The 25,468-nt window shown below is 63.8% G+C and carries 19 protein-coding genes; 9 read left to right on the forward strand and 10 right to left on the reverse strand.

The features are described 5' to 3' along the window. Positions 1-161: 161 nt before the first annotated feature. Complete coding sequence (locus ACQKPS_RS01140) at positions 162-1,364, reverse strand: NAD(P)/FAD-dependent oxidoreductase (protein ID WP_254480482.1); 1,203 nt, start codon at positions 1,362-1,364, stop codon at positions 162-164. Positions 1,365-1,630: 266 nt separating this feature from the next. On the opposite strand from ACQKPS_RS01140, the gene ACQKPS_RS01145 reads away from it, so the two are divergent. Then, a complete protein-coding gene (locus ACQKPS_RS01145) occupies positions 1,631-2,170 on the forward strand; it encodes an RrF2 family transcriptional regulator (protein ID WP_254480481.1) in 540 nt (179 codons plus the stop codon). A gap of 57 nt (positions 2,171-2,227) precedes the next feature. Here ACQKPS_RS01145 and metH read toward each other — a convergent pair whose 3' ends face one another. Further along, positions 2,228-5,935 carry a methionine synthase gene (gene metH, locus ACQKPS_RS01150; protein ID WP_254480480.1) on the reverse strand — a complete coding sequence of 1,236 codons (3,708 nt, stop codon included), beginning with the start codon at positions 5,933-5,935 and terminating at the stop codon, positions 2,228-2,230. Positions 5,936-6,103: 168 nt separating this feature from the next. Between metH and ACQKPS_RS01155 the strand changes: the two genes are divergently transcribed. The 5 genes from ACQKPS_RS01155 to ACQKPS_RS01175 all read left to right on the forward strand — a co-directional run bounded on the left by ACQKPS_RS01155 (position 6,104) and on the right by ACQKPS_RS01175 (position 11,608). Next, positions 6,104-8,404, forward strand: coding sequence for a fatty acid cis/trans isomerase (locus ACQKPS_RS01155; protein ID WP_254480479.1), 2,301 nt, complete (start codon positions 6,104-6,106; stop codon positions 8,402-8,404). Positions 8,405-8,636: 232 nt separating this feature from the next. Beyond that, positions 8,637-9,671 carry an acyltransferase family protein gene (locus ACQKPS_RS01160; protein WP_427602207.1) on the forward strand — a complete coding sequence of 345 codons (1,035 nt, stop codon included), beginning with the start codon at positions 8,637-8,639 and terminating at the stop codon, positions 9,669-9,671. A gap of 58 nt (positions 9,672-9,729) precedes the next feature. Continuing rightward, positions 9,730-10,314 (forward strand): Fe-S biogenesis protein NfuA, encoded by a 585-nt coding sequence (gene nfuA, locus ACQKPS_RS01165; protein WP_016393607.1) that lies wholly within the window; start codon positions 9,730-9,732, stop codon positions 10,312-10,314. Positions 10,315-10,511: 197 nt separating this feature from the next. Then, positions 10,512-11,120 carry an SCO family protein gene (locus ACQKPS_RS01170; protein WP_060511040.1) on the forward strand — a complete coding sequence of 203 codons (609 nt, stop codon included), beginning with the start codon at positions 10,512-10,514 and terminating at the stop codon, positions 11,118-11,120. Then, a complete protein-coding gene (locus ACQKPS_RS01175; protein WP_427602210.1) occupies positions 11,120-11,608 on the forward strand; it encodes a copper chaperone PCu(A)C in 489 nt (162 codons plus the stop codon). The genes ACQKPS_RS01170 and ACQKPS_RS01175 overlap by 1 nt, the downstream gene beginning before the upstream one ends. A 49-nt stretch (positions 11,609-11,657) precedes the next feature. Here ACQKPS_RS01175 and ACQKPS_RS01180 read toward each other — a convergent pair whose 3' ends face one another. From ACQKPS_RS01180 to ACQKPS_RS01215, 8 genes are all read right to left on the reverse strand, one after another. Continuing rightward, complete coding sequence (locus ACQKPS_RS01180) at positions 11,658-11,885, reverse strand: hypothetical protein (RefSeq protein WP_027593874.1); 228 nt, start codon at positions 11,883-11,885, stop codon at positions 11,658-11,660. Positions 11,886-11,959: 74 nt separating this feature from the next. Beyond that, positions 11,960-12,793 carry an AraC family transcriptional regulator gene (locus ACQKPS_RS01185; RefSeq protein WP_254480476.1) on the reverse strand — a complete coding sequence of 278 codons (834 nt, stop codon included), beginning with the start codon at positions 12,791-12,793 and terminating at the stop codon, positions 11,960-11,962. Next, positions 12,790-13,104 carry an AzlD domain-containing protein gene (locus tag ACQKPS_RS01190; RefSeq protein ID WP_254480475.1) on the reverse strand — a complete coding sequence of 105 codons (315 nt, stop codon included), beginning with the start codon at positions 13,102-13,104 and terminating at the stop codon, positions 12,790-12,792. Before ACQKPS_RS01190 ends, ACQKPS_RS01185 begins: the two co-directional genes overlap by 4 nt. Further along, positions 13,101-13,802, reverse strand: coding sequence for an AzlC family ABC transporter permease (locus ACQKPS_RS01195; RefSeq protein WP_283723084.1), 702 nt, complete (start codon positions 13,800-13,802; stop codon positions 13,101-13,103). The genes ACQKPS_RS01190 and ACQKPS_RS01195 overlap by 4 nt, the downstream gene beginning before the upstream one ends. Positions 13,803-13,978: 176 nt before the next feature. Further along, positions 13,979-14,620 (reverse strand): sel1 repeat family protein, encoded by a 642-nt coding sequence (locus tag ACQKPS_RS01200; protein WP_254485590.1) that lies wholly within the window; start codon positions 14,618-14,620, stop codon positions 13,979-13,981. Between the two features lie 204 nt (positions 14,621-14,824). Continuing rightward, complete coding sequence (locus tag ACQKPS_RS01205) at positions 14,825-15,910, reverse strand: hypothetical protein (RefSeq protein WP_427602213.1); 1,086 nt, start codon at positions 15,908-15,910, stop codon at positions 14,825-14,827. 35 nt (positions 15,911-15,945) lie between these two features. Beyond that, the gene (locus ACQKPS_RS01210; RefSeq protein ID WP_254480472.1) at positions 15,946-16,575 is read right to left on the reverse strand and encodes a LysE family translocator; all 630 of its coding nucleotides are present in this window, start codon (positions 16,573-16,575) and stop codon (positions 15,946-15,948) included. 2 nt (positions 16,576-16,577) lie between these two features. Then, on the reverse strand, positions 16,578-17,360 hold the full coding sequence (locus ACQKPS_RS01215; RefSeq protein ID WP_254480471.1) for a YqcI/YcgG family protein: 783 nt from the start codon (positions 17,358-17,360) through the stop codon (positions 16,578-16,580). 161 nt (positions 17,361-17,521) lie between these two features. Here ACQKPS_RS01215 and ACQKPS_RS01220 point away from each other — a divergent pair, with 161 nt between their 5' ends. The 3 genes from ACQKPS_RS01220 to ACQKPS_RS01230 all read left to right on the forward strand — a co-directional run bounded on the left by ACQKPS_RS01220 (position 17,522) and on the right by ACQKPS_RS01230 (position 25,422). Continuing rightward, entirely contained in the window at positions 17,522-18,442 is a 921-nt protein-coding gene (locus ACQKPS_RS01220; protein WP_254480470.1) for a LysR substrate-binding domain-containing protein, read from the forward strand. A gap of 91 nt (positions 18,443-18,533) precedes the next feature. Continuing rightward, complete coding sequence (locus ACQKPS_RS01225; protein WP_427602216.1) at positions 18,534-20,894, forward strand: DNA polymerase II; 2,361 nt, start codon at positions 18,534-18,536, stop codon at positions 20,892-20,894. Between the two features lie 82 nt (positions 20,895-20,976). Next, the gene (locus tag ACQKPS_RS01230; RefSeq protein WP_427602217.1) at positions 20,977-25,422 is read left to right on the forward strand and encodes an NEL-type E3 ubiquitin ligase domain-containing protein; all 4,446 of its coding nucleotides are present in this window, start codon (positions 20,977-20,979) and stop codon (positions 25,420-25,422) included. Positions 25,423-25,468 lie beyond the last annotated feature (46 nt).

Below are 25,468 nucleotides of genomic sequence, written 5' to 3' on the forward strand. Positions count from 1 at the left end.
CAGGCTCTCGATGCGCTGCGATTTAAGTGTGTGCCTCACCCTCTGGAATGCTTTTTGATTACGATGATGCCATATGGCCATCAATATTGACCAGTCATTCAATGTAACGACATCTTCTGACAGATCCGTCATTTATTGATGGATCTGTCAGGAATTTGCCGTTAAACGATTGCGATGTGCGGGTCGGCTGCGGCCAGCGCCAACGCGCGATCAGCAGCCGGTGGGTAGATCCACACGCCGTTGATCTGGCGCTTCATGTCTTTGCCTTCCTGGCCCTGCAGCTTTAGCTCGCGCTCCCATCCTTCACTGAAGGCCGCGCCCCACTCGCCGAGGTCCAGGCAGGTGACGTACTTGGGCTGGCGGTAGACCACGGGTGCCACACCGAGCAAGTCGGCCATGGCGTTGTTGCCGCAGTGGCGGCCCATGGGAATCGCGTGCTGGCAAGTCATCAGGGCGTGATTGCCAAGCTCGTCGACAGCGGCCCAGGCGGTGTCGCCGGTTGCGTATATATGCGCCTGGCCAACCACCTTGAGGTGGTCGTCGACCTTGAGCCGGCCGAAGTTGTCGCGTTCGCCAGCGACCTGGGCGGTCAGCGGGCTGGCCTTGACGCCAACGGTCCAGATCACGGTCTTGCTGGCGATGTACTCGCCATTGTCCAGAGTCACGCCACCGGCATCGATGGCCACCACCGAGCTACCTGTCAGCCACTGCACGCCGGCCTGTTCGGAAGCTGCGATGATCGACGGGGTAATGCCCGCACCCAATGCGGCACCGACACTGGCGCCACGGTCGACCACCAGCACACGCACCGCGGCCTCGCTACCGAAAATGGCGCGCAGGCGCGCCGGCATTTCGGTAGCTGTTTCGATACCGGTGAACCCACCGCCGCAGACCACCACGGTGTTGCGCGCCGGCGACGCGGGCATGGTCGATAGCCCCAGCAGATGCTGCTCAAGGCGCATGGCCGAAGCCATCTGGTCGACATCGAAGGCATGTTCGGCCAGGCCTGGTACTGCCGGGCGTGCCACCTGGCTGCCGGCGGCGAGGATCAGGCGGTCGTAGCTGACCTTCCGGTGCTCGCCGTTGGCGCCGGTGTAGCTGACGCTGCGGTCCGCAGTATCGATGGCTTCGGCAGTCCCGGCAATGAAGCGCACCCCGACCGCATCGAACAGATCAGCTAGCGGCGCCTTGAGGCTGTGCACATCGGCCTCGTAGAAGCGCGGGCGGATGTGCAACTCCGGTTGCGGGGCGAGCACGCTGATGCTCAGGTCGTCGCGCTGGGCCTGGTCCAGCAGGCGGGCTGCGCTCAGTGCGCTCCAGACACCGGCAAAGCCGGCACCGATGATCAGGATGTTCGATTTCATGGAAGTACTCCGCAAGGGTGAAGAGGGCTTCGAGCGTGTTGGTAGTGATGCCCGAATAACTACGACTGTATTAGTCGTAGTTGAAATCGACAAGTGTTTTTTGTACCCGACTCGCTGCCCACGCGTGGTTAAAACCGATCGAATGCCTGTGTCTCGGGCTTTTAACGGCTGAACATGGGCTTGGATTGGCGACGACTGGCGCGGTATGGCTTTGCGCTGCCCAATGATCAGCGTACTATTTGCGACAAACTTTGTCGGAGATTGATATGTCGCTCTACAGCGCTGGCGTCGAATACGGCATCCATTGCCTGCTGTTCCTGGTGGATGAGCGAGGGGATACCCGTGAATGCAGCGTGCGCGACCTGGCGGAGCTACAGGGCGTGCCGCAGGAATACCTGGCCAAGGTCTTCACCAAGCTCGCACGGGCCAAACTGGTGGTGGCAACGGAAGGTGTGCGTGGCGGTTTTCGCCTGGCGCGGCCGTCGGACGAAATCACCGTGCTGGATATCGTCAATGCCATCGATGGGCCGAAGAAGATCTTCGATTGCCGCGAGATCCGCGCGCGTTGCAGCTTGTTCGAAGGTTCGGCGCCGGGCTGGGCGACCGAGGGCACCTGCGCGATTCACGCGGTGATGCTGGGGGCGCAGAAGCGCATGGAAGAGGCGTTGGCGCAGCAGACCATCCTCGACCTGGCGCGGCGCTTCGGGCGTAAGGCACCGACCGAGTTCGGGCAGCAGGTCAATGAGTGGATGGGCGAACGACGCGATGGCAAGCGGGCAGGGGATATCCCGGTCAGCGACGTCTGAATCCAGCATACGCATCGGTTCTTTCGCGGGCTTGCCCGCGAAAGAACCCGCGCGATATCAGCTGTCGTAGCCGAGGTTAGGCGCCAGCCAGCGCTCGCTCACGCTCACCTCCTGGCCTTTGCGCGCGCTGTAACGCTCGATCTGGTCCTTGTCGACCTTGCCCACGGCAAAGTATTGCGCCTGCGGGTGGGCGAAATACCAGCCGCTGACCGCCGCCGCCGGGAACATCGCGAAGTGCTCGGTGAGGAACACGCCACTCGGGCCGGTTTCGCCGATGGCGGTGCCATCGAGCAGGCGGAACAGGGTTTCCTTCTCGGTGTGGTCCGGGCACGCCGGGTAGCCCGGGGCAGGGCGGATACCGCTGTACTGCTCCTTGATCAGCGCCTCGTTGTCCAGCTGCTCGTCGCGGGCATAGCCCCAGTGCTCCTTACGTACCTGCTCGTGCAGCCACTCGGCACAAGCCTCGGCCAGGCGGTCGGCCAGGGCCTTGACCATGATCGAGCTGTAGTCGTCGCCCTTGTCCTGGTAGGCCTTGGCCACTTCCTCGGCGCCGATGCCGGCGGTGGTGATGAAGCCGCCGACGTAGTCGGTGACGCCGCTGGCCTTCGGCGCGACGAAGTCGGCAAGGGACAGGTTCGGCTTGCCATCGGGCTTGATGGTCTGCTGGCGCAGGTGGTGGAGGGTGGCCAGGGCCTGGCCGTCTGCGCCGTAGACTTCGATGTCGTCATCGGCAACCTGGTTGGCCGGCCAGAAGCCGAACACCGCACGGGCGCTGATCAGCTTCTCGTCGATCAGCTTGTCGAGCATCTCGCGGGCATCCTTGTACAGCGCGGTGGCGGCTTCGCCAACCACTTCGTCGGTGAGGATGCGCGGGAACTTGCCGGCCAGGTCCCAGGAAATGAAGAACGGGGTCCAGTCGATGTACTCGGCCAGGGTGCGCAGGTCGATGTCTTCCAGCACCTTGACGCCGGTGAAGGCGGGTACCACCGGCTGATAGCCGGCCCAGTCGTATTGCGGTTTGGCAGCGATGGCCTGCGCGTAGCTCAGGCGCTCGGTGCGGGCGCTGCGGTTGCCGGTGCGCTCGCGCACTTCCACGTATTCCTGGCGGGTCTTCTCGACGAAGCCGGGTTTGAGTTCCCTGGACAGCAGCTGGGTAGCCACCCCCACCGCACGCGAGGCGTCGGTGACGTAGACCACGGCGTCGTTGCTGTACTTGGGCTCGATCTTGACCGCGGTGTGTGCCTTGGACGTGGTGGCGCCGCCGATCATCAGCGGCAGGTGGAAGTCCTGGCGCTGCATTTCGCGGGCGACGTGGACCATCTCGTCCAGCGACGGGGTGATCAGGCCGGACAGGCCGATGATGTCGCACTTCTGTTCGCGGGCGGTCTGCAAGATCTTCTCGGCTGGCACCATGACCCCGAGGTCGACGATGTCGTAGCCGTTACAGCCCAGCACCACGCCGACAATGTTCTTGCCGATGTCGTGCACGTCACCCTTGACCGTGGCCATGAGGATCTTGCCCTTGGCTTCCGGCTTGTCGCCTTTCTCGGCTTCGATGAACGGGATCAGGTGCGCCACGGCCTGCTTCATGACACGGGCCGACTTGACCACCTGCGGCAGGAACATCTTGCCGGCGCCGAACAGGTCACCGACCACGTTCATGCCACTCATCAGCGGGCCTTCGATGACCTCGATCGGGCGCGCGCACTGCTGCCGGCACTCCTCGGTATCTTCGACGATGAAGGCGGTGATGCCTTTGACCAGCGCGTGCTCCAGGCGCTTCTCGACGGGCAGCGAACGCCACTCTTCGTTTTCCACTTCCTTGGTCGCGCCGCCGCCCTTGTAGTCGTCGGCAATCGCCAGCAGGGCGTCGGTGCCGTGCGGCGTGCGGTTGAGCACCACGTCCTCGACCTTTTCGCGCAGCGCGGCCGGGATCTCGTCGTAGATCTCCAGCTGGCCGGCGTTGACGATACCCATGGTCAGGCCATTCTGGATCGCGTGGTAGAGGAATACCGAGTGGATCGCCTCACGCACCGGGTTGTTGCCGCGGAACGAGAACGAGACGTTGGACACGCCGCCCGAACTCAGCGCGTGGGGCAGGTGATCGCGGATGTAGGCGCAGGCCTCGATGAAGTCGACGGCGTAGTTGTTGTGCTCTTCGATGCCGGTGGCGACGGCGAAGATGTTCGGGTCGAAGATGATGTCTTCCGGAGGGAAGCCGACTTCGTTGACCAGGATGTCGTAGCTGCGCTGGCAGATTTCCTTCTTGCGCGCGGCGGTGTCGGCCTGGCCGACCTCGTCGAAGGCCATCACCACCACGGCCGCGCCATAGCGCTTGCACAGGCGGGCATGGTGCTTGAACTGCTCGACGCCTTCTTTCATGGAGATCGAGTTGACGATGCCCTTGCCCTGGATGCACTTCAGGCCTGCTTCGATCACTTCCCACTTGGACGAGTCGATCATGATCGGCACGCGGGAGATGTCCGGCTCACCGGCGATCAGGTTGAGGAAGCGGACCATGGCGGCCTGGGAGTCGAGCATCCCTTCGTCCATGTTGATGTCGATCACCTGGGCGCCGGCTTCGACCTGCTGCAGGGCGACTTCCAGGGCTTCGGTGTAGTTCTCTTCGCGGATCAGCCGGGCGAACTTGGCAGAGCCGGTGATGTTGGTGCGCTCGCCGACGTTGACGAACAGCGACTGGCGGTCGATGGTGAACGGTTCCAGGCCCGACAGGCGGCAGGCCTTGGCGATTTCCGGGATTTCCCGTGGCTTGTACCTGGCCACGGCCTCGGCGATCGCCTGGATATGGCCCGGGGTGGTGCCGCAGCAGCCGCCGATGATGTTGAGGAAGCCGCTGGCGGCGAACTCTTCGACCACCGCCGCCATCTCTGCCGGGGTTTCGTCATATTCACCGAAGGCGTTCGGCAGGCCGGCGTTGGGGTGGGCAGACACGTGGGTGTCGGCCTTGGTCGCCAGCTCTTCCAGGTACGGGCGCAGGTCCTTGGCGCCGAGGGCACAGTTGAGGCCCACGGAAATCGGCTTGGCGTGGCGCACCGAGTTCCAGAACGCTTCGGTGGTCTGGCCCGACAGGGTACGGCCGGAGGCATCGGTGATGGTGCCGGAGATCATGATCGGCAGTTCGATGCCATCGTCCTCGAATACCTGCTGCACGGCGAAGATCGCTGCCTTGGCATTGAGCGTGTCGAAGATGGTCTCGATCAGGAGCAGGTCGGCGCCGCCCTCGATCAGGCCGCGGGTGGCCTCGATGTAGTTCTCGACCAGCTCGTCGAAGGTGACGTTGCGGTAGCCAGGGTCGTTGACGTCCGGGGAGATCGAGCAGGTGCGGCTGGTCGGGCCGAGCACGCCGGCGACGAAGCGCGGTTTTTCCGGGGTTTCCAAGGTCTTGGCATCGGCTACCTGGCGGGCGATGCGCGCGCCCTCGACGTTCAGCTCGTACACCAGCGATTCCATGCCGTAGTCGGCCTGGGAAATCTGCGTGGCGTTGAAGGTGTTGGTTTCGAGGATATCGGCGCCGGCATCCAGGTAGGCTTTCTCGATCGCCGCGATCACATCCGGGCGGCTGAGCAGCAACAAGTCGTTGTTGCCTTTCACGTCGCTTGGCCAATCGGCGAAGCGCGTGCCACGATAGTCGTGTTCCTCGAGGCGATAGCTTTGGATCATAGTACCCATGCCGCCGTCGAGGATCAGAATGCGCTCTTTGAGTGCGTGCTGGAGTGCTTGGAGACGAGCGCTGCGGTCGGACATAGGAACTACCTGGTCGGGCAAATATCAGAAGGTGCCGAATCATAACAAAGCTGCGCGGTTTTTAGGCGCATCGCCCATTTGCATGAATTCTGCTCATGTTGAGGGCAGCAAGGCACCTCAAGACGACCAGCCAATCGTGATGGCTTCACTATCCAGGACTTTCCGCACATGGTGCAACGTATCCTTGCCAGCGTCTTCGCGCTGCTCATCAGCGGCGTGGCGTTCGGGCAAGCCCCCCAGTCGAACCCGGTGATTTCCTACACCCGGGACATCCAGCCGATCTTCACCGAAAAATGCGTGGCCTGCCACGCCTGCAACGACGCCGCCTGCCAGCTCAAGCTGGAAAGCCCCGAAGGTGCGGTGCGTGGTGCCACCAAGGTGCCGGTCTACCAAGGCGAACGCAGCAAGGCCGTGGCCCCCACGCGGTTGTTCTACGACGCCCACAGTGAAGATGAATGGCGCAAGAAGGGCTTCTATTCGGTACTCGACAACCAGGGTAGCCAGGCGGCGCTGATGGCACGCATGCTCGAGCTGGGGCACAAGACCCCGCTCACGCCCAATGCCAAACTGCCTGACGAGATCGTCCTGGGGCTCAACCGCAACAACATGTGCCCGCTGCCGGAAGAGTTCGACGCCTATGCCGGCGCCCACCCCAAGGAGGGCATGCCGCTGGCGGTCACCGGCCTGACCGACAAGCAATACCAGACCCTGCAGCGCTGGCTGGCTGCCGGCGCGCCGGTCGAATACCAACCGATCCAGCCAAGCGCCGCCGAGGCCAGGCAGATAGCCGACTGGGAGGAATTGCTCAATCGCCCCGGCTCCACCGAGGCGCTGGTCGGCCGTTGGCTCTACGAGCACCTGTTCCTGGCGCATATCTACTTCGTCGGCGGCGAGCAGGGCCACTTCTTCCAGTGGGTGCGTTCGCGCACGCCAAGCGGCAAACCGGTCGACATCATTGCCACGCGCCGCCCCAACGACCCGCCGGGCACCGACTTCTATTACCGGCTGATCCCGGTGCAGGGCGTGATCGTGCACAAGACCCACATCACCTACCCGATGGGGCCGCAGAAGCTCAAGCGCGTGAAGCAGCTGTTCTACGCCGGCGACTGGCATGCCACCGCGCTACCGGGCTACGGCCCACGCCACCGGGCCAACCCGTTCGAAACCTTCGAGGCGATCCCGGCAGTGGCGCGCTACCAGTTCATGCTGGATAACGCCGAGTATTTCGTGCGCACCTTCATCCGTGGCCCGGTGTGCCGCGGGCAGATCGCCACTGACGTGATCCGCGACAACTTCTGGGCGCTGTTCCAGGAGCCGGCCCACGACCGCTACATCACCGATGCCAAGTACCGCGGCGAAGCCACGCCGCTGCTGGCCATGCCAGGGCAGATCGATGATGTCGGCAGCGTGCTGAACCTCTGGCATGCCTACCGCGACAAACGCAACGAGTACGAAAAACTGCGCCGCGAGGCCTATGCCGAAATGCCGGCACCGGGCTGGTCGACCCTGTGGGCCGGCAACGACAATGCGCTGCTGAGCATCTTCCGCCACTTCGACAGCGCTTCGGTGACCAAGGGCCTGATCGGCGACGTGCCACTGACCGTGTGGCTGTTCGACTACCCGCTGTTCGAGCGCACCTACTACCAGCTGGCGGTCAACTTCGATGTGTTCGGCAACGTCTCGCACCAGCTGCAGACACGCCTGTATTTCGACCTGATCCGCAACGGCGCCGAGGTCAACTTCCTGCGCCTGATGCCGGCCGACCAGCGCAGCGACATCCTCGGCAGCTGGTACCAGAACAGCGGCAAGGTGAAGATGTGGCTGGACTACGAGGACATCGACACCGACACGCCGAGCGGCATCAAGCTCGACCCGCGTGACCCCAAGCGCGACTTCGGCCTGAAGCTGCTGCAACGTACCGCCAGCCTCAACGCTGCCCCCGACCCGATCAACCGCTGCAGCGGCGCCTACTGCTCGCGGCCGCAGATGAGCGAGGAGTTCCGCAACGTCGAGCAGTCGCTCAGCCGCCTGGTGTCACGACCGGCCGCCGGCCTGAAGGTGATCGGCCAGCTCCCGGAGGCGACCATGCTGCGCATCGAAGGCGAGGGCGGCCAGCGCCAAGTCTACAGCCTGCTGCGCAACCGCGCGCACAGCAACGTGGCGTTCCTTCTCGGCGAGGCTTACCGCTACGTGCCCGGGCTGGACACCCTGACCCTGTACCCGGGCGTGCTCAGCAGCTACCCGAATTTCATCTTCAACATTCCGGCCAGTGATGTGCCGGAGTTCGTCGAGGACATGGAGTACGCCAAGGATGACCCGGCAAAGTTCGAGCGCATCGTCATGCGCTGGGGCGTGCGCCGCAGCCACCCGGAGTTCTGGCGCTACTTCCATGACCTCAGTACCTATATCAAGGAAACCCAGCCGGTGGAGGCCGGCGTGCTGGACATGAACCGCTACGAGAACCTTTGATCGGTTGGGCTGACCTTTCCGAATACGCTGCGGTCGGACTGCTTGGGTGGTCCTGGTCGATTTCAGGGGGGCTGCTTGCAGCCCTTCGCGGGTAAACCCGCTCCAACAGGGAAAGTGCTGACTTCAATACCAGCGCAGTACCTGTGGGAGCGGGTTTACCCGCGAACGAGCGCACAGCGCTCGCCTGTGCACTCGATGCGGGCCTCAATGCACCGGCAATCGCAGGTATTCCATGCTGTATTCGCTTCAGGCACTGCGGGCGTTCGCCGCCTGGGTGGTGGTCTGCCACCACTTCATGCAAATCTTCTTCGACTTCCATGCCACCGGGCCCATCGGCCAATTGCTCACCGACCGCGGCGCCGTAGGCGTCGACATCTTCTTCGTCATCAGCGGGCTGGTGATCTACCTGTCGACCCGCGACAAACCCATCGAACCCCGCCAGTTCCTGCTCAACCGGGCCTTGCGCATTGTCCCGGCCTACTGGTTCTACACCGCGCTGATGGCGCTGCTGTTGCTGGCCTTCAGCCAGTGGATGCCGCACCAGGCCTTCGACTGGCATCACCTGCTGCTTTCGCTGCTGTTCATCCCGGCGGAAAACCCCGGCGGTTACGGTTTGTACCCCACCCTGAACGTAGGCTGGACGCTGAATTTCGAAATGTTCTTCTACCTGTTGTTCGGCCTGGCCTTCCTGGTGCGCCAGCGTCATCACCTGGTGCTGGTGACCGCTGCGCTGCTGCTGGTCAGTGAGGTGCTCGGGCGCATGGGCGTGCTCAGCCGTTTCTACAACAACGACATCATCTATGAATTTCTGCTGGGCATCGGCCTGGGCGTGATCCATCGCCGCGGCCTGATCCGCGAAGGCCTGTGGCTGCCACTGGCGGTGCTGGGTGTGGCGGGCTATGCGATCTATCACCTGGACGCGGCGCAGCGCCTGCTGCACTGGGGCGTGCCAAGCGCGATGATCGTGATGGCGTTCATCGCCCTGGAGCCGTACTTCAAGGGCAACCGCCTGCTCAAGGCGCTGGGTGACTGTTCCTACTCGGTGTACCTGATCCACGTGCTGGTGCTGTACGCCGGCTGGTTCGCCTGCCAGCGCCTGCGCCTGAACCCGTACCTGGTGTTCGCCTTGTGCGTGCCGTCCATTGGACTAATGTCGTGGTTCAGCCATCTGTGGCTGGAGCGCGGCCTGTACCGGCGGATGCAGGCGTGGCTGGCGGCGCCACGGGAGCAAGGCCCGGCATTCGTGCTTTCCCGAGTCAAATACTAGGACTTTGTTCAAAGGCCAGGTTGGCGTACACTTGGGCGCAAGTCTGTGAGGAACTTCCATGAGCGCTATAACCATTACTGACGCCGCCCATGACTACCTGGCCGATCTGCTTTCCAAGCAGAACACGCCTGGCATTGGCATCCGTATTTTCATCACCCAGCCGGGCACCCAGTACGCCGAGACCTGCATCGCCTACTGCAAGCCGGGCGAAGAGAAGCCCGACGACGAGCCGGTGGGCCTGAAGAGCTTTACTGCCTACCTCGATGCGGTCAGCGTGCCGTTCCTGGAAGACGCGCTGGTCGACTACGCCACCGATCGCATGGGCGGCCAGCTGACCATCAAGGCACCAAACGCCAAGGTGCCGATGGTCAACGAAGACAGCCCGATCAACGAGCGTATCAACTACTACCTGCAGACCGAGATCAACCCCGGCCTGGCCAGCCACGGCGGCCAGGTGAGCCTGGTGGATGTGGTCGACGACGGCATCGCCGTGCTGCAGTTCGGTGGCGGTTGCCAGGGCTGCGGCCAGGCCGACGTGACGCTCAAGGAAGGCATCGAGCGCACCCTGCTCGAGCGCATTCCGGAGCTCAAGGGCGTGCGTGACGTGACTGACCACAGTCAGAAAGAGAACGCCTACTACTGATCTTTAGAGGTCAAGGCCTAGCAACAAAGTGTTACGGTTTCAACCCCTGCGACAACAGGCCGCAGCCCGTTTTTAAAGGGCTGCGGGTCATCCGCGCCTTGGTCGGGTAGAAGCCCACTGGGTCTCATGCCAGAATGCCCCGGTTTTTCGGCCGGCCCGTCCCGAGGGTCGGCACCTTCCCTTTAAAGGATGGTTTCATGAATGATCAGTTTACCCGGCGCGCGGTTGTCGCCGGGATGGGCGTTCTCGGGCTCGGCCTGCTGGCAGGCTGCAACCCGGCCCGGGGGCTCGAGTTCAAGTACGGCAAGAACATGAGCAACGAAATCCTCGGGCGCAAATTCAGCCTCAAGGACCCCCAGGGCAATGTCCGTACCCTGTCGAGCTTCTACGGCAGCATGCCGATGATCTTCTTCGGTTTCACCCAGTGCCCGGCTGTCTGCCCGACCACCCTGGCGCGCGCGGCACAGATCAAGAAGCTGCTCAGGGGCCGAGACCGCGAGATCTTCCAGGTGGTATTCATCACACTGGACCCGGAGCGCGATACCCCCGAGGTACTCGACGCCTACGTCAAGGCCTTCGACCCGTCGTTCACCGCCCTGACCGGTACCCCGGAAGAAATCGCCGCGGTGGCCAAGGAGTTCAAGGTGTTCTACGAAAAGGTCCCGGCCGGTGACACCTACACCATCTCTCACTCGTCCACCAGCTACGTCTACGATACACGTGGCACCCTGCGCCTGAGCCTGGGCCATTCGCTGAATGCCAAGGAATGCGCTGAAGACCTGGCAACCCTGATGGAGATTTGCTAATGGCTGTATCCCTGCAACCGATCAAGCGCGGCCTGGCCGCCATCGCCCTGCTGGGCCTGGCCTTGCCGGCCCTGGCGCAAACCACCGTGAGCGACGCCTGGGTACGCGCCAGCGTGCCGCACCAGCCGTCCACCGGCGCTTTCATGACCCTGACTGCCAGCACCGACAGCAAGCTGGTCGGCGTGGCTTCGCCGGTGGCCAAGACCGTGCAGGTGCACGAGATGACCATGAACGGCGACGTGATGGGCATGAAGGAAGTAAAGGCCGTGGAGCTGCCTGCGGGCAAGCCGGTGAGCCTGGACCCCAACGGCTACCACGTGATGCTGATGGGCCTGACCCGGCAGGTGAAGGAAGGCGAGAAGGTACCGCTGACGCTGACCATCGAAGATGCCAAGGGCACCAGGGAAACCGTCGACGTGCAGGCAGACGTGCGCCCGCTCAATGCCGAGGCTGGCGGTGGGCATGACCACATGCACATGAATCACTGACCGACAAAAAGGGCCGCTTCAGCGGCCCTTCTTCATTGTGCTGCGCGCTTCAGCTACGGAAGCGTGGCAGCGGCCTGTCGAGGGTCAGCGAGGTCAAGGTCTTGCGGACCTGTGCCTCATCGGCCTCCAGCGCTTTCAGGCTGGCGCGGATCTTGCCCGCAGCGGGCACATCGCCCTGGCGGTCGATCCAGTCGGCAATTTCCTTGCAGGCACTGCTCAGGCAGGCTTGGCGCTGGTTCATCAGCGATATCAGGGTGGTGAGCTCTCTTTCGGACATGGCGGAATCCTCCGTTCAGCTCTGTCAGTGTAGCAGTGGCTCGCCAGCTTGCCTGAGGCCTGGCGTCGCGGGTGTTAATGGTGCAGGCAGGCGCTGCGATAGGCGCCTGGCGTCACACCAAACGCCTGCTTGAACTGCCGGCTCAAGTGACTCTGGTCGGCAAAACCGAGCGTGAACGCCACATCAGAAGCCGCAAGGCCGCTTTTCAGAAACTCCCGCGCCCGCGCCAGGCGCCGTTGCTTCAGCCAGGCATGCGGCGGCAAACCGGTGGCCTGGCGGAACACCCGGGCAAAGTGGAACGGCGAAAGATTGACCGCAGCTGCCAGGGCTTCCAGTGACGGTGGATCTGCCAGTTGGCTTTCCAGCAGTTCCCGTGCACGGGCCACTGCCAGCGGTTCGTTGCCTGGGGCCGTGGGTTCCGGACAGTGGCCGTGGCGCTGCACCAGGGCCAGCACCGCCTGGCGCCAGGCGGTCTGTTGTTCCAGGGCGCTGGCACCGGCTTCCGACAGCTGGTGCAACTGGCTGAATGCCTGCGCCAGGGCCTGGTCCTGGATCACGCTGTCCTTGAAGCGCGGCATGCCGTGCCGGCCCAGTTCCAGTTCGTCCAGCACACCGGTGACCCGTTCGTGCTCGGGGTAGAAACCCCGGTAGCGCCAGCCGGCTTCGTGGGCGGTGGCGCCGGTGTGCAGTTCGTCCGGGTTGATCAGCACCATGCTGCCGACCGGCGCCAGGTGCTCGCTGCCGCGGTGCCAGAAGCGCTGCGCGCCCGACTCGATCACGGTGAACACATAACCTTCGTGCACATGCGGGGCGAAGCGCTGCTGGAAGTAGCGCGCATGCAGCATCTCGACGTCGCCGAGGGCCGGCGCCTGCCAGAGGTGGGTCTGTTCGCGCAGGGGCCTGCTCATGCCAGCCAGCTGCGCAGCAGGAAGAAGATCAACATGCTCACCAGCATGCTCAGCAACACGCTGCGGGTCAACAGCACCAGTGCAACGGCCACCAGTGCACCGAGCAGGTAGGGGTTGAGCGGGCTCAGGTCGAGCTGGTGGCCGGGCAGGAAGATGATCGGCCCGCAGATTGCGGTGAGCATGCCGGGCACGGCAAAGCCCAGGAACTGCCGGGCGTTGGAGCTCAGGCGCAGCGGCAGGCGTGGCTCCAGAAAGGCGTAGCGGTTAAGGAATACCACGGCGCCCATGGCGAAGATCAGCAGCCAGGTCATGGGCGGCCTCCGGTAAATTTCTGACAGACGAAACCGGCGGCCATGCCCAGCAGGCCAGCGGCGACCAGTGCGGTCTCCCAGTGCCAGTAACTGAACAGCACCGAGCAGAACAGCGACACCGCCACGCACACGATGGTAGCGAGATTGCGTACAAGTGGCGCAATCAGCGCGACGAAGGTGGCGACGATGGAGAAGTCCAGGCCGAGCTGGTCGAGGTGCGGGATATTCTGGCCCAGCACGATGCCGCCCAGGGTGAACAGGTTCCAGGCGACGTAGAAGGTCAGGCCTACACCGAGCGCATACCAGCGGTTGAACTGCTGCTGGTCGTAGTGGCTGGTAAGGGCGAAGAATTCGTCGGTGAGCAGGAAGCCCAAGCCCAGCCGCCAGCGCAACGGCTGGTTTGACAACACGGGGCGCATGGACAAGCCATAGAGCAGGTGCTGGGACGTCAGCAGCAGGGTGGTGAGCAGGATCGACAGCAGGTTGGCGCCGCCCTTGAGCATGCCGATTGCAACCAGCTGTGCGGCACCGGCGAACACAATCGCCGACAGCCCTTGGCCTTGCCAGGCACTGAGGTTGGCCTCGATGGCCATGGAGCCGGCGAGCAGGCCCCAGGGGGCGACGGCCAGGGACAGCGGCAGGATGGCGATGGCGCCGTGCAGGAACGCTTGGCGGGCAATGGGGGGACTACTGGGCATGATGGCTATGGCACATTTTGCAAGGCAGGGCAGCATGACAGAGCGGTGGGGTGGGTGGCTTGAACGATCTTGCTAGTTTGTCGCCTGTGCTGGCCCCTCGCGGCTGAAGCCGCTCCTGCAGGGGCGGCGTCAACCTGTAGCAGCGATTTTAGCTGCGAAGGGCCGGGGGCAGGTGATTACCGCTTGGTCAGCTGTTGCAGCGCCGCCACGCAGCCGTTGATGTCCACGGCCTTCTGCAGCAGTGCCTGGCGATGCTGCGGATCCAGGTCACTGAGCAACCGGTAGACCTCGGCCTGGTAGTCGCGCTGGCGCCCCCACTGCATTTGCAAGCCTTGCGGGCGGCTGCGGCTGCAGGCCAGGCGTGCGGTTGGTTGCGGGAAGTAGGGCGCATACAGGGTCGCCATGCCCGGGATCGCTTCGAGGGCTTCGCGGTAGGCCGGGCTGGCATTGTAGGGTTGGCACCAGGTAGCAATTGCCACCGCCGGCGGTGCAAAGCCTTGTTGCAGGCTGGCCTGCAGCAGCGGGCAGGCGGCATCGGCGATCTGTGCTGCGGGCAGGTAGGTGGTGTAGTACAGCGCCAGGCGATACTGTGCCACCGGGTGGCCAAGCTCGACCGACTTTTTCAGCAGGGCCACTGCCGTCGGCAGGGTTTGTGCCATCGCCCGGCCCTGGCGGTTAAGCTCCGGGTCGACGCCCATGGCGGTGCGCAGGGTGCTGCTGTCGTCCGGGTTGTCGGCTTGCTCCAGCAGCGGTAACGCCTGGCGGTAGAGCAGGTCGGCGTGTGGGTCGATACGTACTTCGAGCGCGTGCGCGGCCATCGGTGCCAGCACGATGAACAGTGCCGACGCCAGAACGACGGGATTCACAGGCGTGCCCCGTTCAACGAACGAGGCCGGCTGACTGCCTGGCAGGGGGGGGCGGCTTGATGAGTGATCACAACTGCGCGTACGCCTCGGGCGAATCGGAACGACGGGGTATTCTATCCAAGCGAGGGTCAAAACCGAAACCCCGTGGCTCGTCAGTCAGGCGAGCCTGATCGGTGTGACCTTGCGCTGGCTGTGTCGTTCCTGGGCCAGCCCCAACTTGGCGGTAATCACCTTGGCCAGGGCATTGTTGCCCAGATCGTTCAAGTGCAGGCGGTCGACGAACAGATCGGCACCGAATACCGGCGAGCTGCTGAGCATGCTGTTCATGTCGTAGCAGGGCACGGGGTCTGCCTGGCTTTTGATGCGACGGAAGAAAGCCATGTGCAGCTTGCTGTCGAATGCACCGTCGAGCAGGCGGTCGAAATTCCCCGGTTGTTGCTCGAGGGCGGTCAGCATCGCCAGTTCCCCCGCCGGCAGGGTTTCCCGACACCAGGGCAGCAGGGGCTGGAGGATGAAGGTCAGGGTAGCGTGACTGTCAGCCAGCATCCGTTCCCATTGGCGCAACGTGCGGGCAATGCTGTCGGCCGCGCGGGCCAGGCGCTTTTCCGGGGCGGACAGCGACCAGTTGGGGACAGGTTCGTTGCGCCGGGGTGCCAGTGCCTGGCCCAGGCGCTGCCACAGCGAATCACGGCGAGCCGGGCCAGCGGGTGGCATGCCCTCGTTGAAACTGTTCAGGTAAGCCTGGTGAGCCTTGGCCTGCTGCGGGTCATACGGGCCGGCCAGGACCTCGCCGAGCGCTTCATGGGCCAAGGTGTTCAGGCCGCTGAGCAGTACCACATGGCCCACTTCGCCGAAGCGATGCTGGTGGGTCAGGAACAGCAAGAGCTCCTGGCTGGCGTTGAGCCCGCAGCCGGCCAGGCTCAGCCATACCTCACCGGTCAGCATCGACAGGTGCGAGGCTACCGTATGTTCGTCGCAGCTGGCGCCGATGCCCAGGGCGGTCGAGCCGCCGACCAGCAGGTTGATTCGCGATGCGGCACCGCGCTCTGCAACCGAGAAACGCTTGCCTGCGCAATGGCTGTAGCGCAAGCCAAGGGCATCGGTGTTGATGGTGCTGGAGCGGTAGCCGCTCTCGTGCACATGCAGAGTGTGTGGGGCGCGGCGGTTACCCAGCAGCAGAAAGCGCTGGTAGTCATGATGCAGTGGCGAAGCGAGGCCCTGGACATGTGTGCTGGGTGTCATGGGCGCTCCTTCTCGGCTGGCATGATGGTGGGCGTTCAGCCCGCCAGTTCCTTGAGGTTATAAGCCAGGCCACCGGCGGCGATCAGCAGCAGGACGACCCCCGAGGCGAGGGAAATCAGGCGGTTGCTGCGCTGCGAGGTGATCTTGCCGATGGCGAAGATGTACAGGCTGAGCACCGCGAAATCGATCAGTACCCACAACAGCGACAGCACTACCATGCTCTTGCCGAACGATTCGGTGATCTGGATGAACTGTGGGAAGAATGCGATGAAGAAGATGATGTCCTTCGGGTTGGAAATACCGACCATGAAGCCTTGCCACAAACCGCCGCGCCCGGCTTTGGCCGGTTGCAGTTCGGCTTCGTCGACGGCAGGCGCCTGCAGACACTCGCGCAAGGTGCCCACGGCAATGTAGCCAATGAACAGGCAGCCCAGCAGGCTCATGGCACTGAGCCAGGCCTTGTCGATGGCCGCACTGGTGAGGATCACCCAGGCGGCGGCACCGATCAGCACCAGTGATGCCCAGTTGGTGCCGACGGCGGTGAACATGGCCTTGCGTGAGCCAGAGGCCGCAGCGGTGTTGACGATAAGCGCTACCACCGGGCCGGGGGTGGCGATCAGCAGCAGGACGGTGAGTGCGTAGGTCAGTGTCAGTGCGGTATTCACGGTCAGGTCTCGATCAGAGTGTCAGATGTCGCATGGGCGTGGGCATGAAAGGGGCAGCGCGACGGATTGAGCGAACCTGCCTCCTGCAGTTGGTACTGCTTCCATTCGAAGTTGTCATCCTGGCCAAAGAAGCCGAGGGTTTGGGGCATGAAGCCGTCGTTGTAATGGCGCACGCGATCACGAATGCGGGCACGGATGCGCTGCCCGCTTTCGGTACTGGCGTTGGCCACTTCGTCAAAGTTCTCCCGTGGGTTGATGACGAAGGTGATATGCGGGCCGAGGTTGCGGCTTTTCATCTGCTGGTGACCGGGGAAGTTCATGTTGATGAACAGCGGCATGCCGGCGTAGCAGAACGACCAGGCGGTGTCGTGCGGGTCGCTGGGAACCGCTTGGGGCCACGGATGCGGGTCACGGGCATGGACCCCGTGCAGTACTTTCCAGGCCAGCGCCTGTTGCTCGGCCAGGGTGCTGTCGGCGTCCGTTTCGAGAAACACCACCAGCGGGCTGCCGATGCGTTGCTTGATCGGCACGGGGGTGATGGTGCGTACATATTCGGCCAGGCCCTGGGCGATATCGTCAGCCAGCTGTTCGGCACGGGCGAAGAGAATATGGCAGGATGCGCCTGCTACCGCCTTGCGCCCGAACAGGCATGGAAAGTCAGGGTTGGCGAGCACGCTGCGAAAATGCTGTAGAGTTTGATGCGTCCAGTGCTGATTGTTCCGTGCATGTTCTTCGGCCAGCTCTAGCGCATCCAGGCGATAGCAGTTTCCATAAACCGTAAACATGATTTCCCCAGGAGATTCAAGTAAGAGAGCGTTCCACTCATATGCAGGCAGGTTGTTTACTTATCGTTGTTATTTTCCTGCATTTTCTGAGACGCCTTTCACGTTGTAAAACGCGTGGAACTATGACCTACTATTAGTCTCACTCATGCTTCGAGGGCATCATGTCGGAACGGATTCAAGCGTTGCACGCCCTGCGTGCCTTCGAAGTGGCCTCGCGCTACGGCTCTTTCACCCGCGCTGCCGAAGAGCTGGCCTTGACTCAGGGGGCGGTCAGCCACCACATCAAGACCCTCGAATCCATGTTCGGCTGCGACCTGTTCGAACGGCGCGGCCCCAAGTTGAGCCTCACCGAGCACGGGCGGCTGCTGGCCCAGGAGCTCAAAGTCGGTTTCAAGATCATCGAAAACGCCTGCGCGTTGCTGCGCCAGGACCGTTACGGGCTGCGTCTGAAAGCGCCCTCGACGCTGACCGTGCGCTGGCTGTTGCGGGCGTTGGACGGCTTCAAGAAGCTCGAAGACAACTGCAGCGTGCAACTGTCGAGCGTATGGATGGACATCGACTCGGTGGACTTCTACTCCGAGCCTTACGACTGCGCCATCCTCCTGGCCAACGGCCGTTTCCCGGCCGACGTCGAGAGCATCAAGCTGTTCGACGAGTGGCTGATCCCGGTGTGCCACCCGGACTACATGGCACAGGCCCAACCGGAGCTTGCCGACCTGCGCCAGTGCGAATTCCTGCACCCCTCACCAGACCGCCGCGACTGGCGGCGCTGGCTGGCGCGCATGGATGCGCTGGACATCAGCATCGACCAGGGCCAGGTGTTCGACACCCTCGACCAGGGCATCTCGGCGGCGCAGCAGGGGCTGGGTATTTCGGTGGTCGACCTGGTGCTGGCCAGTGCTGACCTGGCGGCCGGGCGCCTGGTGACGCCGTTCAAGCATGCGGTATCCACCGGTGACGGTTACTACATGACGTGGCTCAAGAGCAGTCCCAAGGCGCGGCAAATGAGCAAGCTGCGCGACTTCCTGCTGGCCCAGGTGCCGCCGCTGGCCTACAAAGACATCGACTACCTGTATGGCTGATGCTCCGCTCCGGCATGACGGCTTCGTGCCCGGTGGTTCACTGGCGTAGAATCGTCGCCATCAACCGCACAGACGATTCGAGGACAACGCAGTGGAGTTGCAGCAGGGCTTTGTCCTGACCCGTCATTGGCATGACACGCCCGAAGGCACCTGCGTGGAGTTCTGGCTGGCCACAGACACCGGGCCACGGCTGGTGCGCCTGGCACCTCAGGAATCGGTGGCGTTCATCCCCCTGGCGCAGGCTGCGCAGGCCCGTTTGCTGCTGGCCGACGAGGCCGCCGTGCAACTCAAGGCGCTGCGCCTGAAAGACTTCGAGCTGCGCCCTATGCTCGGCCTCTACACCCGCCAGCACCGTCAGCTGATGCAGCTGGAGCAGCGTCTGCGCAGCGCCGGCATAGACGTTTTCGAAGCTGACATCCGCCCGCCGGAGCGCTACCTGATGGAGCGCTTCATCACTGCTCCGGTGCAGTTCACCGGTCAGCCGGACGCAGAGGGCGTGTACCATGACGCCCAACTCAAACCCCTGGAGGGTTACCGCCCGGCGCTTCGCCTGGTGTCCCTGGACATCGAGACCAGCGAGCGCGGCGAGTTGTACAGCATCGCCCTGGAAGGCTGCGGCCAGCGCCAGGTCTACATGCTTGGCCCGGCAAACGGCGATGCGGCGGCGGTGGATTTCGAACTGCATTATTGCGAGGATCGCGCAGCCCTGCTGCAGTGCCTGAACCAGTGGATGGCCAGGCATGACCCGGATGCGATCATCGGCTGGAACCTGGTGCAGTTCGACCTGCGCCTGTTGCACGAGCACGCCCGGCAGCTGCAGGTGGCGCTGACGCTAGGCCGGGCAGGCGCGCCAATGACATTGCGCAGCCATGCCGGCGGTGGCCATGTGTTCGCCGAAGCACCGGGGCGGCTGTTGATCGATGGTATCGAGGCCTTGCGCTCGGCGACCTGGAGTTTTCCCTCGTTCAGCCTGGAAAACGTCGCCCAGACCTTGCTGGGCGAAGGCAAGGCCATCGACACCCCCTACCAGCGCATGGACGAGATCAACCGCCGCTTCGCCGAGGACAAGCCCGCCCTGGCCCGCTACAACCTGAGGGACTGCGAGCTGGTCACGCGCATCTTCGCCCACACCCGGCTGCTGGAGTTCCTGCTCGAGCGCGCTTCGGTCACTGGCCTGGCGGTTGATCGCAGTGGTGGTTCGGTGGCTGCCTTCTGCCACTTGTACATTCCCCATATGCACCGGCTGGGCTACGTCGCCCCGAGTCTGGGCAGCCGCCCGGAGGAGGCCAGCCCGGGCGGCTTCGTCATGGATTCGCGACCGGGCCTGTACGACTCGGTGCTGGTGCTGGATTACAAGAGCTTGTACCCGTCGATCATTCGTACGTTCCTGATTGACCCGGTGGGCCTGGTCGAGGGCCTGCGCCAGCCGGATGAGGCGCATTCGGTCGAAGGCTTTCGCGGGGCGCGCTTTTCTCGCAGCCAGCATTGCCTGCCGGCTATCGTCGAACGGGTGTGGCAGGGCAGGGAAGCTGCCAAACGTGAGGGAAATGCGCCACTTTCGCAGGCCCTCAAGATCATCATGAACGCCTTCTACGGCGTGCTTGGCTCCAGCGGTTGCCGGTTCTTCGACCCACGGCTGGCCTCGTCGATCACCCTGCGTGGCCACCAGATCATGCGCCAGACCCGGGCCTTGATCGAGGCTCAGGGTTATGACGTGATCTACGGCGATACCGACTCCACCTTCGTCTGGCTCAAAGGTGCCCATGACGAGGCTGACGCCACCCGGATCGGAAAGGCGCTGGTGGCTGAAGTCAACCACTGGTGGCGTGAGCACCTGGCGCAGACAATGGGGCTGGACAGTGCCCTGGAGCTGCAGTTCGAAACCCACTATCGACGCTTTCTGATGCCGACCATTCGCGGCACCGACGAGGGCAGCAAGAAGCGCTATGCCGGCCTGGTGCAGCGCGCCGACGGCAGCCAGGACATGGTCTTCAAGGGGCTGGAGTCGGTCCGCACCGACTGGTCGCCGCTGGCCCGTGAATTCCAGCAGGTGCTGTATGGCCGGATCTTCCGCGGTGAGCCTTACCGCGAGTACGTGCGCGATTACGTGCGCCGCACCCTGGCGGGCGAGCTGGATGAGCTGCTGGTGTACCGCAAGCGTTTGCGCCGGCCATTGGCAGACTATCAGCGCAATGTGCCGCCTCACGTCCGCGCGGCGCGCCTGGCCGACGATTACAACCATCGCCTTGGCCGGCCGCTGCAGTACCAGCGTGGCGGCTGGATCAGCTACCTGATCACCACCGCCGGCCCGGAACCGTTGGAGAACCTGCAGGCGCCTGTCGATTACCACCATTACCTGACCCGCCAGTTACAGCCGGTGGCCGATGCCATCCTGCCATTCGTGGGCGATGCCTTCGGAGCGCTCACCGACCGCCAGTTGTCGCTGTTCTGACCCTCCTTGCGGTAGTTATCTGGCGCCAGCGGCGAGCGCGGCCTGCCTAGCCTCGTGCATCCATCACACGAGGAAGCATGGCATGGCAGACAGCACGCAACAGGGCGATGGGGCAGACCAGGCATTGGCCCTTGCCGAGGCTTATCAGGACCTGATGGTCGCCCGGCGTTTGCCGGGCTGGATGAAGGCGCTGCCGGCTGAACATTGGGATGAACTGGCCCATGCGTTGCGCCAGGGCCTGGAGAGCCGGCGCCAGATCAAGGCGGCACTGGCACGTGTCGAAGCGCTCGAACCGTTTCTCCGGGCCAGGCTGCAACCTGCGCTGGATGATCGCTTCGGGCCAGGCCTGGACATCGACAAGGTCTGTTTCCGCCGCTGGTACACCTTCCATGCCCGAGGCAAGGGGCAGTATGGCTGGACACGCCATCCCGCCCTGGATAGCGATTACTACGACATACCCTTGATCGAGGCCGCGCAGCTCAATTTCACCGAGGCCGAGACCGGTCCGTTGGGCCAGCCACGCAAGAACGCGCTGGTCGACGAACAGGGCGAGCGGCTGACTGTGGCCAGCGCGGTCGAGTTTGCCAAAGTCTGCAGGCAGCTGGACATTGGCGCACAGTATCAGGCGCATCTGCGGGTGATACTCGATGCCGCTGTCAGCGCGCATTTCTGCCAGTTGGCCAGCGCCACGCTGCTGGCCGATGCCTGCAAGGCACACGCCGGGCAAGTGCTCAGTGAGGCGGAGCTGGGCTGGGTGAGAACCCTGTGCCGCGACGGGCATCTGGACGCACTTGGCCATTTGCCGGTGGTTGCCAAACGCCTGGAGCTGCTTGGCTGCCCATTGCAGCAAGTGCTGGTGCTGGAGCACGTGGACCGGGGCTTTTTCTTTGACACCAGCAAACGGCTGCTGGTGCACATCCCGGGCGATCCGCATGGCCCCTGGCTGGCCTGTGACAACTTGCGACGCCTGGCCGTATTGCTGGGCAACCGCCTGCGCCAGGGGCAGTACCGGCGCTTTTTCAGCCGTTTCGTGCTGCGTCGCGACAGCCAAGCGTTCTTCACCGGCTACTACGCGCTGTACGGCGATTTGGCAGCGTGGGCGACGCGCTCTCTGGATGAACGCCTGCGCCCTTGCCCGCGCCGGGTTATCGAGCACCTGGCCGATACACGCATCCGCCAGATCAAGGACGACGCGGCGGTCATCCTGACGCCGGTGGCGCAGCTCGACCGTGAGGTACAGAAGGCCCACCAGCGGCGCCTGGCCGCCGAAGGCTGGACCTGGTTGAGCATTGCCGGTTTCTATATTCCGCTGCTGGGCGGCGTGTTGCTGGCCGTCATGGCCTGGCAGCTGCTGGAAGAGGTAATCCAGGCCGTCGAAGACTGGCGCGATGATGCCACCTCGGCGGCGCTCGACCATGTGCTCAACGTCGGCAGGCAAGTCGCCGTGATCGGTGCGACCGCAGCGGGCGTAGCCCTGGCCGGCAGGGCCTGGACGGGCGCGCGAGTGGTGGACGAGCTGGTGCCAGCGCGGCTGGAGGATGGCCGCGAGAAGCTCTGGAACCAGAACATCGCGGCGTTTCGCAGCGAGGCGCCGCCTGCCGAGGTGCAGCCAGACGAGCGCGGCCTGTATGAAGCGGCGGGCCAGCACTGGGTCGCCATGGGCGGCCACTATTTTGCCCTGCGGCAAACCGCGCAAGGTCAGTGGCAATTGCTGCCGCGAAACGGTCACGGGCCGCTGTTGCACGACAATGGCGCGGGCGCCTGGCGGCTGGCCAGCGAGCATCCTGGGCAATGGCAGGGGCGCCACTACCTGTGGCGCCGCCTGGGGCAGCCGTTCGCCGAACTGAGTGATTTGCAGATCGACCGGCTGATGCAAGTGCATCAGCTCAATGAAGACAACCTGCGTGCCTGGCATGTGCATGGCCAGCCAGTCGAGGTAGACCTGCTCGACAGCCTGGAGCGCATCCGCCTGGTGCAGCGCATTGCCGACCTGGCAGGCGACCTGCGCGCCGGTGCGACGGTCGCGGACGACAGCCTGCTGGCCTATGCGCGGCATCTGCCAGGTGCCGAGACGGCCAGCGACCTGCAGTTGGCGGCGCTGATCGAAACGCGCAAGCGCATGCTGTTCCAGTTTGTCCACGATGACGGGCAATTTACCGAAAGCCGTGCGATCGCCGCGCTGCGCCGGCAATTTCCACGTTTGCATCAGCGTGCTGCCAATGAGCTGGTGCGCACGGCCGACCCCGATGAGCAGGCGCAACTTGCCGATACGGGTCGTGTGCCGCTGCGCCTGGCCACTGCCGCCCGGGCGCGGGCAGCACGTATTCGTCGCATCCAGCTGTACGAGGCACTGCTGTTCGATGTGCCGCAAACCCTCGACCTGGCCCGCATCAGTCTGCAACTGCTCAACCGCTTTCCGGCTACGCTGCGCTGGGCGTTGTCCGAAGGGGCTAGCGAGTTCCCCTTGCTACGCATGAGCACGGGGGCGCGTGATGTGGATCTGGTATACGACCGTGGCCAGTTCCACTGGCGTGACCCGTTGACCGGCGCTCAGGGGGACCCAGGCGAGCTGTTCCAGACCATGGCCAGTGCCTATCGACGTGACGAAATAGCCACACTGCTGCGCGGCCAACCGGCAACGGCAGGCTTGCGTGAAGCAGTCGCCAGCAGCGCCTTGCAACAGCCAGAGGTCGTCGAGCAGTGGCTGTCCGCACATGGCCCCACCCAGCGGTGGTTCGTTGCGCCGCAACTGGCTCAGGGGCGGCTGGGTTATCCGCTCAGCGGCCGTGGCATGTGGAAGTGGTTCAAACCCAGGAGCTTGCTGGACCGCGCCCGGGAAATTTACCCCGGCTTCGACGACTCACAGCGTCGGCAGTGGCTGCAAACCTTGATCGGCACCCCTGAACAGGTGGAGCGAGCCTTGGCCCAGCTCAAACGCGAACTGGGTTTGCTGAGGCGCCAGCTGAAGGCCTGGGCAGACGAGCCGACCAGCCGCTCCGATGCGTCCGCCCGCAGGGCATTCAAGGATGCGCTGGTCGACCTCTGGCAGCGGCGGACGGGTTTGCAGCCCGACACGTCGCTGTTGCATGCCGAGTACAGCTGGGCGCCGGGGCGCATCCGCCTGCAGCAGTTGCCTGAGTTGCCTGCCCAGGTGCGTTTCGGTCATGTCACGGCATTGGCATTCAACGACATGCAACTGGAAGAAGTGCCGAACAGTTTTTTCAAAGCGTTCCCCAGGTTGCGTCGCCTGCGCATGTCGGGCAACCGGTTGACCCGCATTCCCCAGGCGCTGGGCGAACTTCAACAATTGAAAGTGCTGGATTTGTCGCGCAACCGCATCGCGCTGGACCCGGTCCAGTACCGCACTTTGCAGCGCTGCGCGCAGCTTGAGTACCTCAACCTTGGGCACAACCCCTTGGGCCTGACGTTTTCGGTGTCCTCGATGACCGGGCTGGTGGAGCTGCATTTGCGCTATGCCCGGATCCGTCAATTGCCGTATGGCGTGATGGGCTGCGAACATTTGCGCCAGCTGGACCTGTTCGACAGTGCTATCCGTGAGATGCCGGATGGCTTCTTTGCCTCGAGGGTGTGGCTGCAAGGTAATGTCCAGTTCTCGCCCAACCAACTGGTTGCGAGCGATCGCGCGTTGGCGCAACGCGCATTGAGTGCGCCCGGCTCGTCGGCAGCCGCGGCGCAATGGCGTTGGCTGGACCACCTCGATGACACGCTGCGGGCCACCTTCGAAACCACTTGGAACGCGTTGCAGCAACGCCGTGGAAGTGAGCTGTTCTTCGAATGGTTGAGGCGTTTGCCCGATACCGCCGAGTTCCGCACGCCCAAGGGTGCCAGGCTACTGGCCAGCCGCGTGCACGACCTTATGCAGACGATGCAGGCCAACCCGGCACTGGCCGAGGAGCTGTTCATCTACGCCGGGGAAATGTCCTGCACCGACAGCGTTACCCAGCGCATGGCCGACATGGAGGTGCGCGTGCTGGTCTGGGAGGCCGAGCATGCGCCGGTGCAAGAGGGCAGTGAAAGCCGCCTGCTCGACCTCGGTCGGCGCCTGTGGCGCCTGGACAAGGTTCGGGAAATCGCGCGGCGCGACATGGACGCAGGGGTGGTCGGCGATGACCAGGTCGAAGTGGTGCTGGCCTATGAGGTAGGGCTGCGGCGCAGGTTGCACCTGCCGACCCGGACTACCGATACCCGCTATACCGATCGTAAGGTGGATGAGGCGCGTTTGGCGCTGACCTGCCAGCGCGTGCTGGCCGACGAATCGGAGCAGGCGCTGGCGCGGTCGCTGGTAGCGCATGAATTCTGGAGCGGCTACCTGAAAAAGCACCACAGGGACGCGTTCAAGGCATTGCTGGCGCCGTTCCGGGCGCGTCTGGAGTGGATCGAGCGGCAAACCGAAGAAGGGGAGGATACCACCGGCCAGTTCGCGCAACTGGCAGATGAGCAGGCCAATGCCGAGCGTGAGCGATTGATGCAATACACCCTCGAAGCGCTGCGACGCCGCTATCCATAATGCGCGCGGGCATCGGCTGCCCCCGGCCCACGCCAGGTGTTAACTA

This window comes from Pseudomonas sp. NPDC086566 (genome assembly GCF_050280885.1).
GTDB lineage: Bacteria > Pseudomonadota > Gammaproteobacteria > Pseudomonadales > Pseudomonadaceae > Aquipseudomonas > Aquipseudomonas vlassakiae.

What these genes read in the sequence shown, in the direction of transcription:
- ACQKPS_RS01230 (WP_427602217.1), top strand. Translation starts at nt 20,977, where the DNA reads ATGGCAGACAGCACGCAACAGGGCGATGGGGCAGACCAGGCATTGGCC.
- ACQKPS_RS01215 (WP_254480471.1), bottom strand. Translation starts at nt 17,360, where the DNA reads ATGTTTACGGTTTATGGAAACTGCTATCGCCTGGATGCGCTAGAGCTG.
- ACQKPS_RS01185 (WP_254480476.1), bottom strand. Translation starts at nt 12,793, where the DNA reads ATGAGCAGGCCCCTGCGCGAACAGACCCACCTCTGGCAGGCGCCGGCC.
- ACQKPS_RS01220 (WP_254480470.1), top strand. Translation starts at nt 17,522, where the DNA reads ATGTCGGAACGGATTCAAGCGTTGCACGCCCTGCGTGCCTTCGAAGTG.
- ACQKPS_RS01200 (WP_254485590.1), bottom strand. Translation starts at nt 14,620, where the DNA reads ATGGCCGCGCACGCGCTCGAAGTACGTATCGACCCACACGCCGACCTG.
- ACQKPS_RS01145 (WP_254480481.1), top strand. Translation starts at nt 1,631, where the DNA reads ATGTCGCTCTACAGCGCTGGCGTCGAATACGGCATCCATTGCCTGCTG.
- ACQKPS_RS01205 (WP_427602213.1), bottom strand. Translation starts at nt 15,910, where the DNA reads ATGACACCCAGCACACATGTCCAGGGCCTCGCTTCGCCACTGCATCAT.
- ACQKPS_RS01160 (WP_427602207.1), top strand. Translation starts at nt 8,637, where the DNA reads ATGCTGTATTCGCTTCAGGCACTGCGGGCGTTCGCCGCCTGGGTGGTG.
- ACQKPS_RS01175 (WP_427602210.1), top strand. Translation starts at nt 11,120, where the DNA reads ATGGCTGTATCCCTGCAACCGATCAAGCGCGGCCTGGCCGCCATCGCC.
- nfuA (WP_016393607.1), top strand. Translation starts at nt 9,730, where the DNA reads ATGAGCGCTATAACCATTACTGACGCCGCCCATGACTACCTGGCCGAT.
- ACQKPS_RS01180 (WP_027593874.1), bottom strand. Translation starts at nt 11,885, where the DNA reads ATGTCCGAAAGAGAGCTCACCACCCTGATATCGCTGATGAACCAGCGC.
- ACQKPS_RS01140 (WP_254480482.1), bottom strand. Translation starts at nt 1,364, where the DNA reads ATGAAATCGAACATCCTGATCATCGGTGCCGGCTTTGCCGGTGTCTGG.
- metH (WP_254480480.1), bottom strand. Translation starts at nt 5,935, where the DNA reads ATGTCCGACCGCAGCGCTCGTCTCCAAGCACTCCAGCACGCACTCAAA.
- ACQKPS_RS01190 (WP_254480475.1), bottom strand. Translation starts at nt 13,104, where the DNA reads ATGACCTGGCTGCTGATCTTCGCCATGGGCGCCGTGGTATTCCTTAAC.
- ACQKPS_RS01170 (WP_060511040.1), top strand. Translation starts at nt 10,512, where the DNA reads ATGAATGATCAGTTTACCCGGCGCGCGGTTGTCGCCGGGATGGGCGTT.
- ACQKPS_RS01155 (WP_254480479.1), top strand. Translation starts at nt 6,104, where the DNA reads ATGGTGCAACGTATCCTTGCCAGCGTCTTCGCGCTGCTCATCAGCGGC.
- ACQKPS_RS01195 (WP_283723084.1), bottom strand. Translation starts at nt 13,802, where the DNA reads ATGCCCAGTAGTCCCCCCATTGCCCGCCAAGCGTTCCTGCACGGCGCC.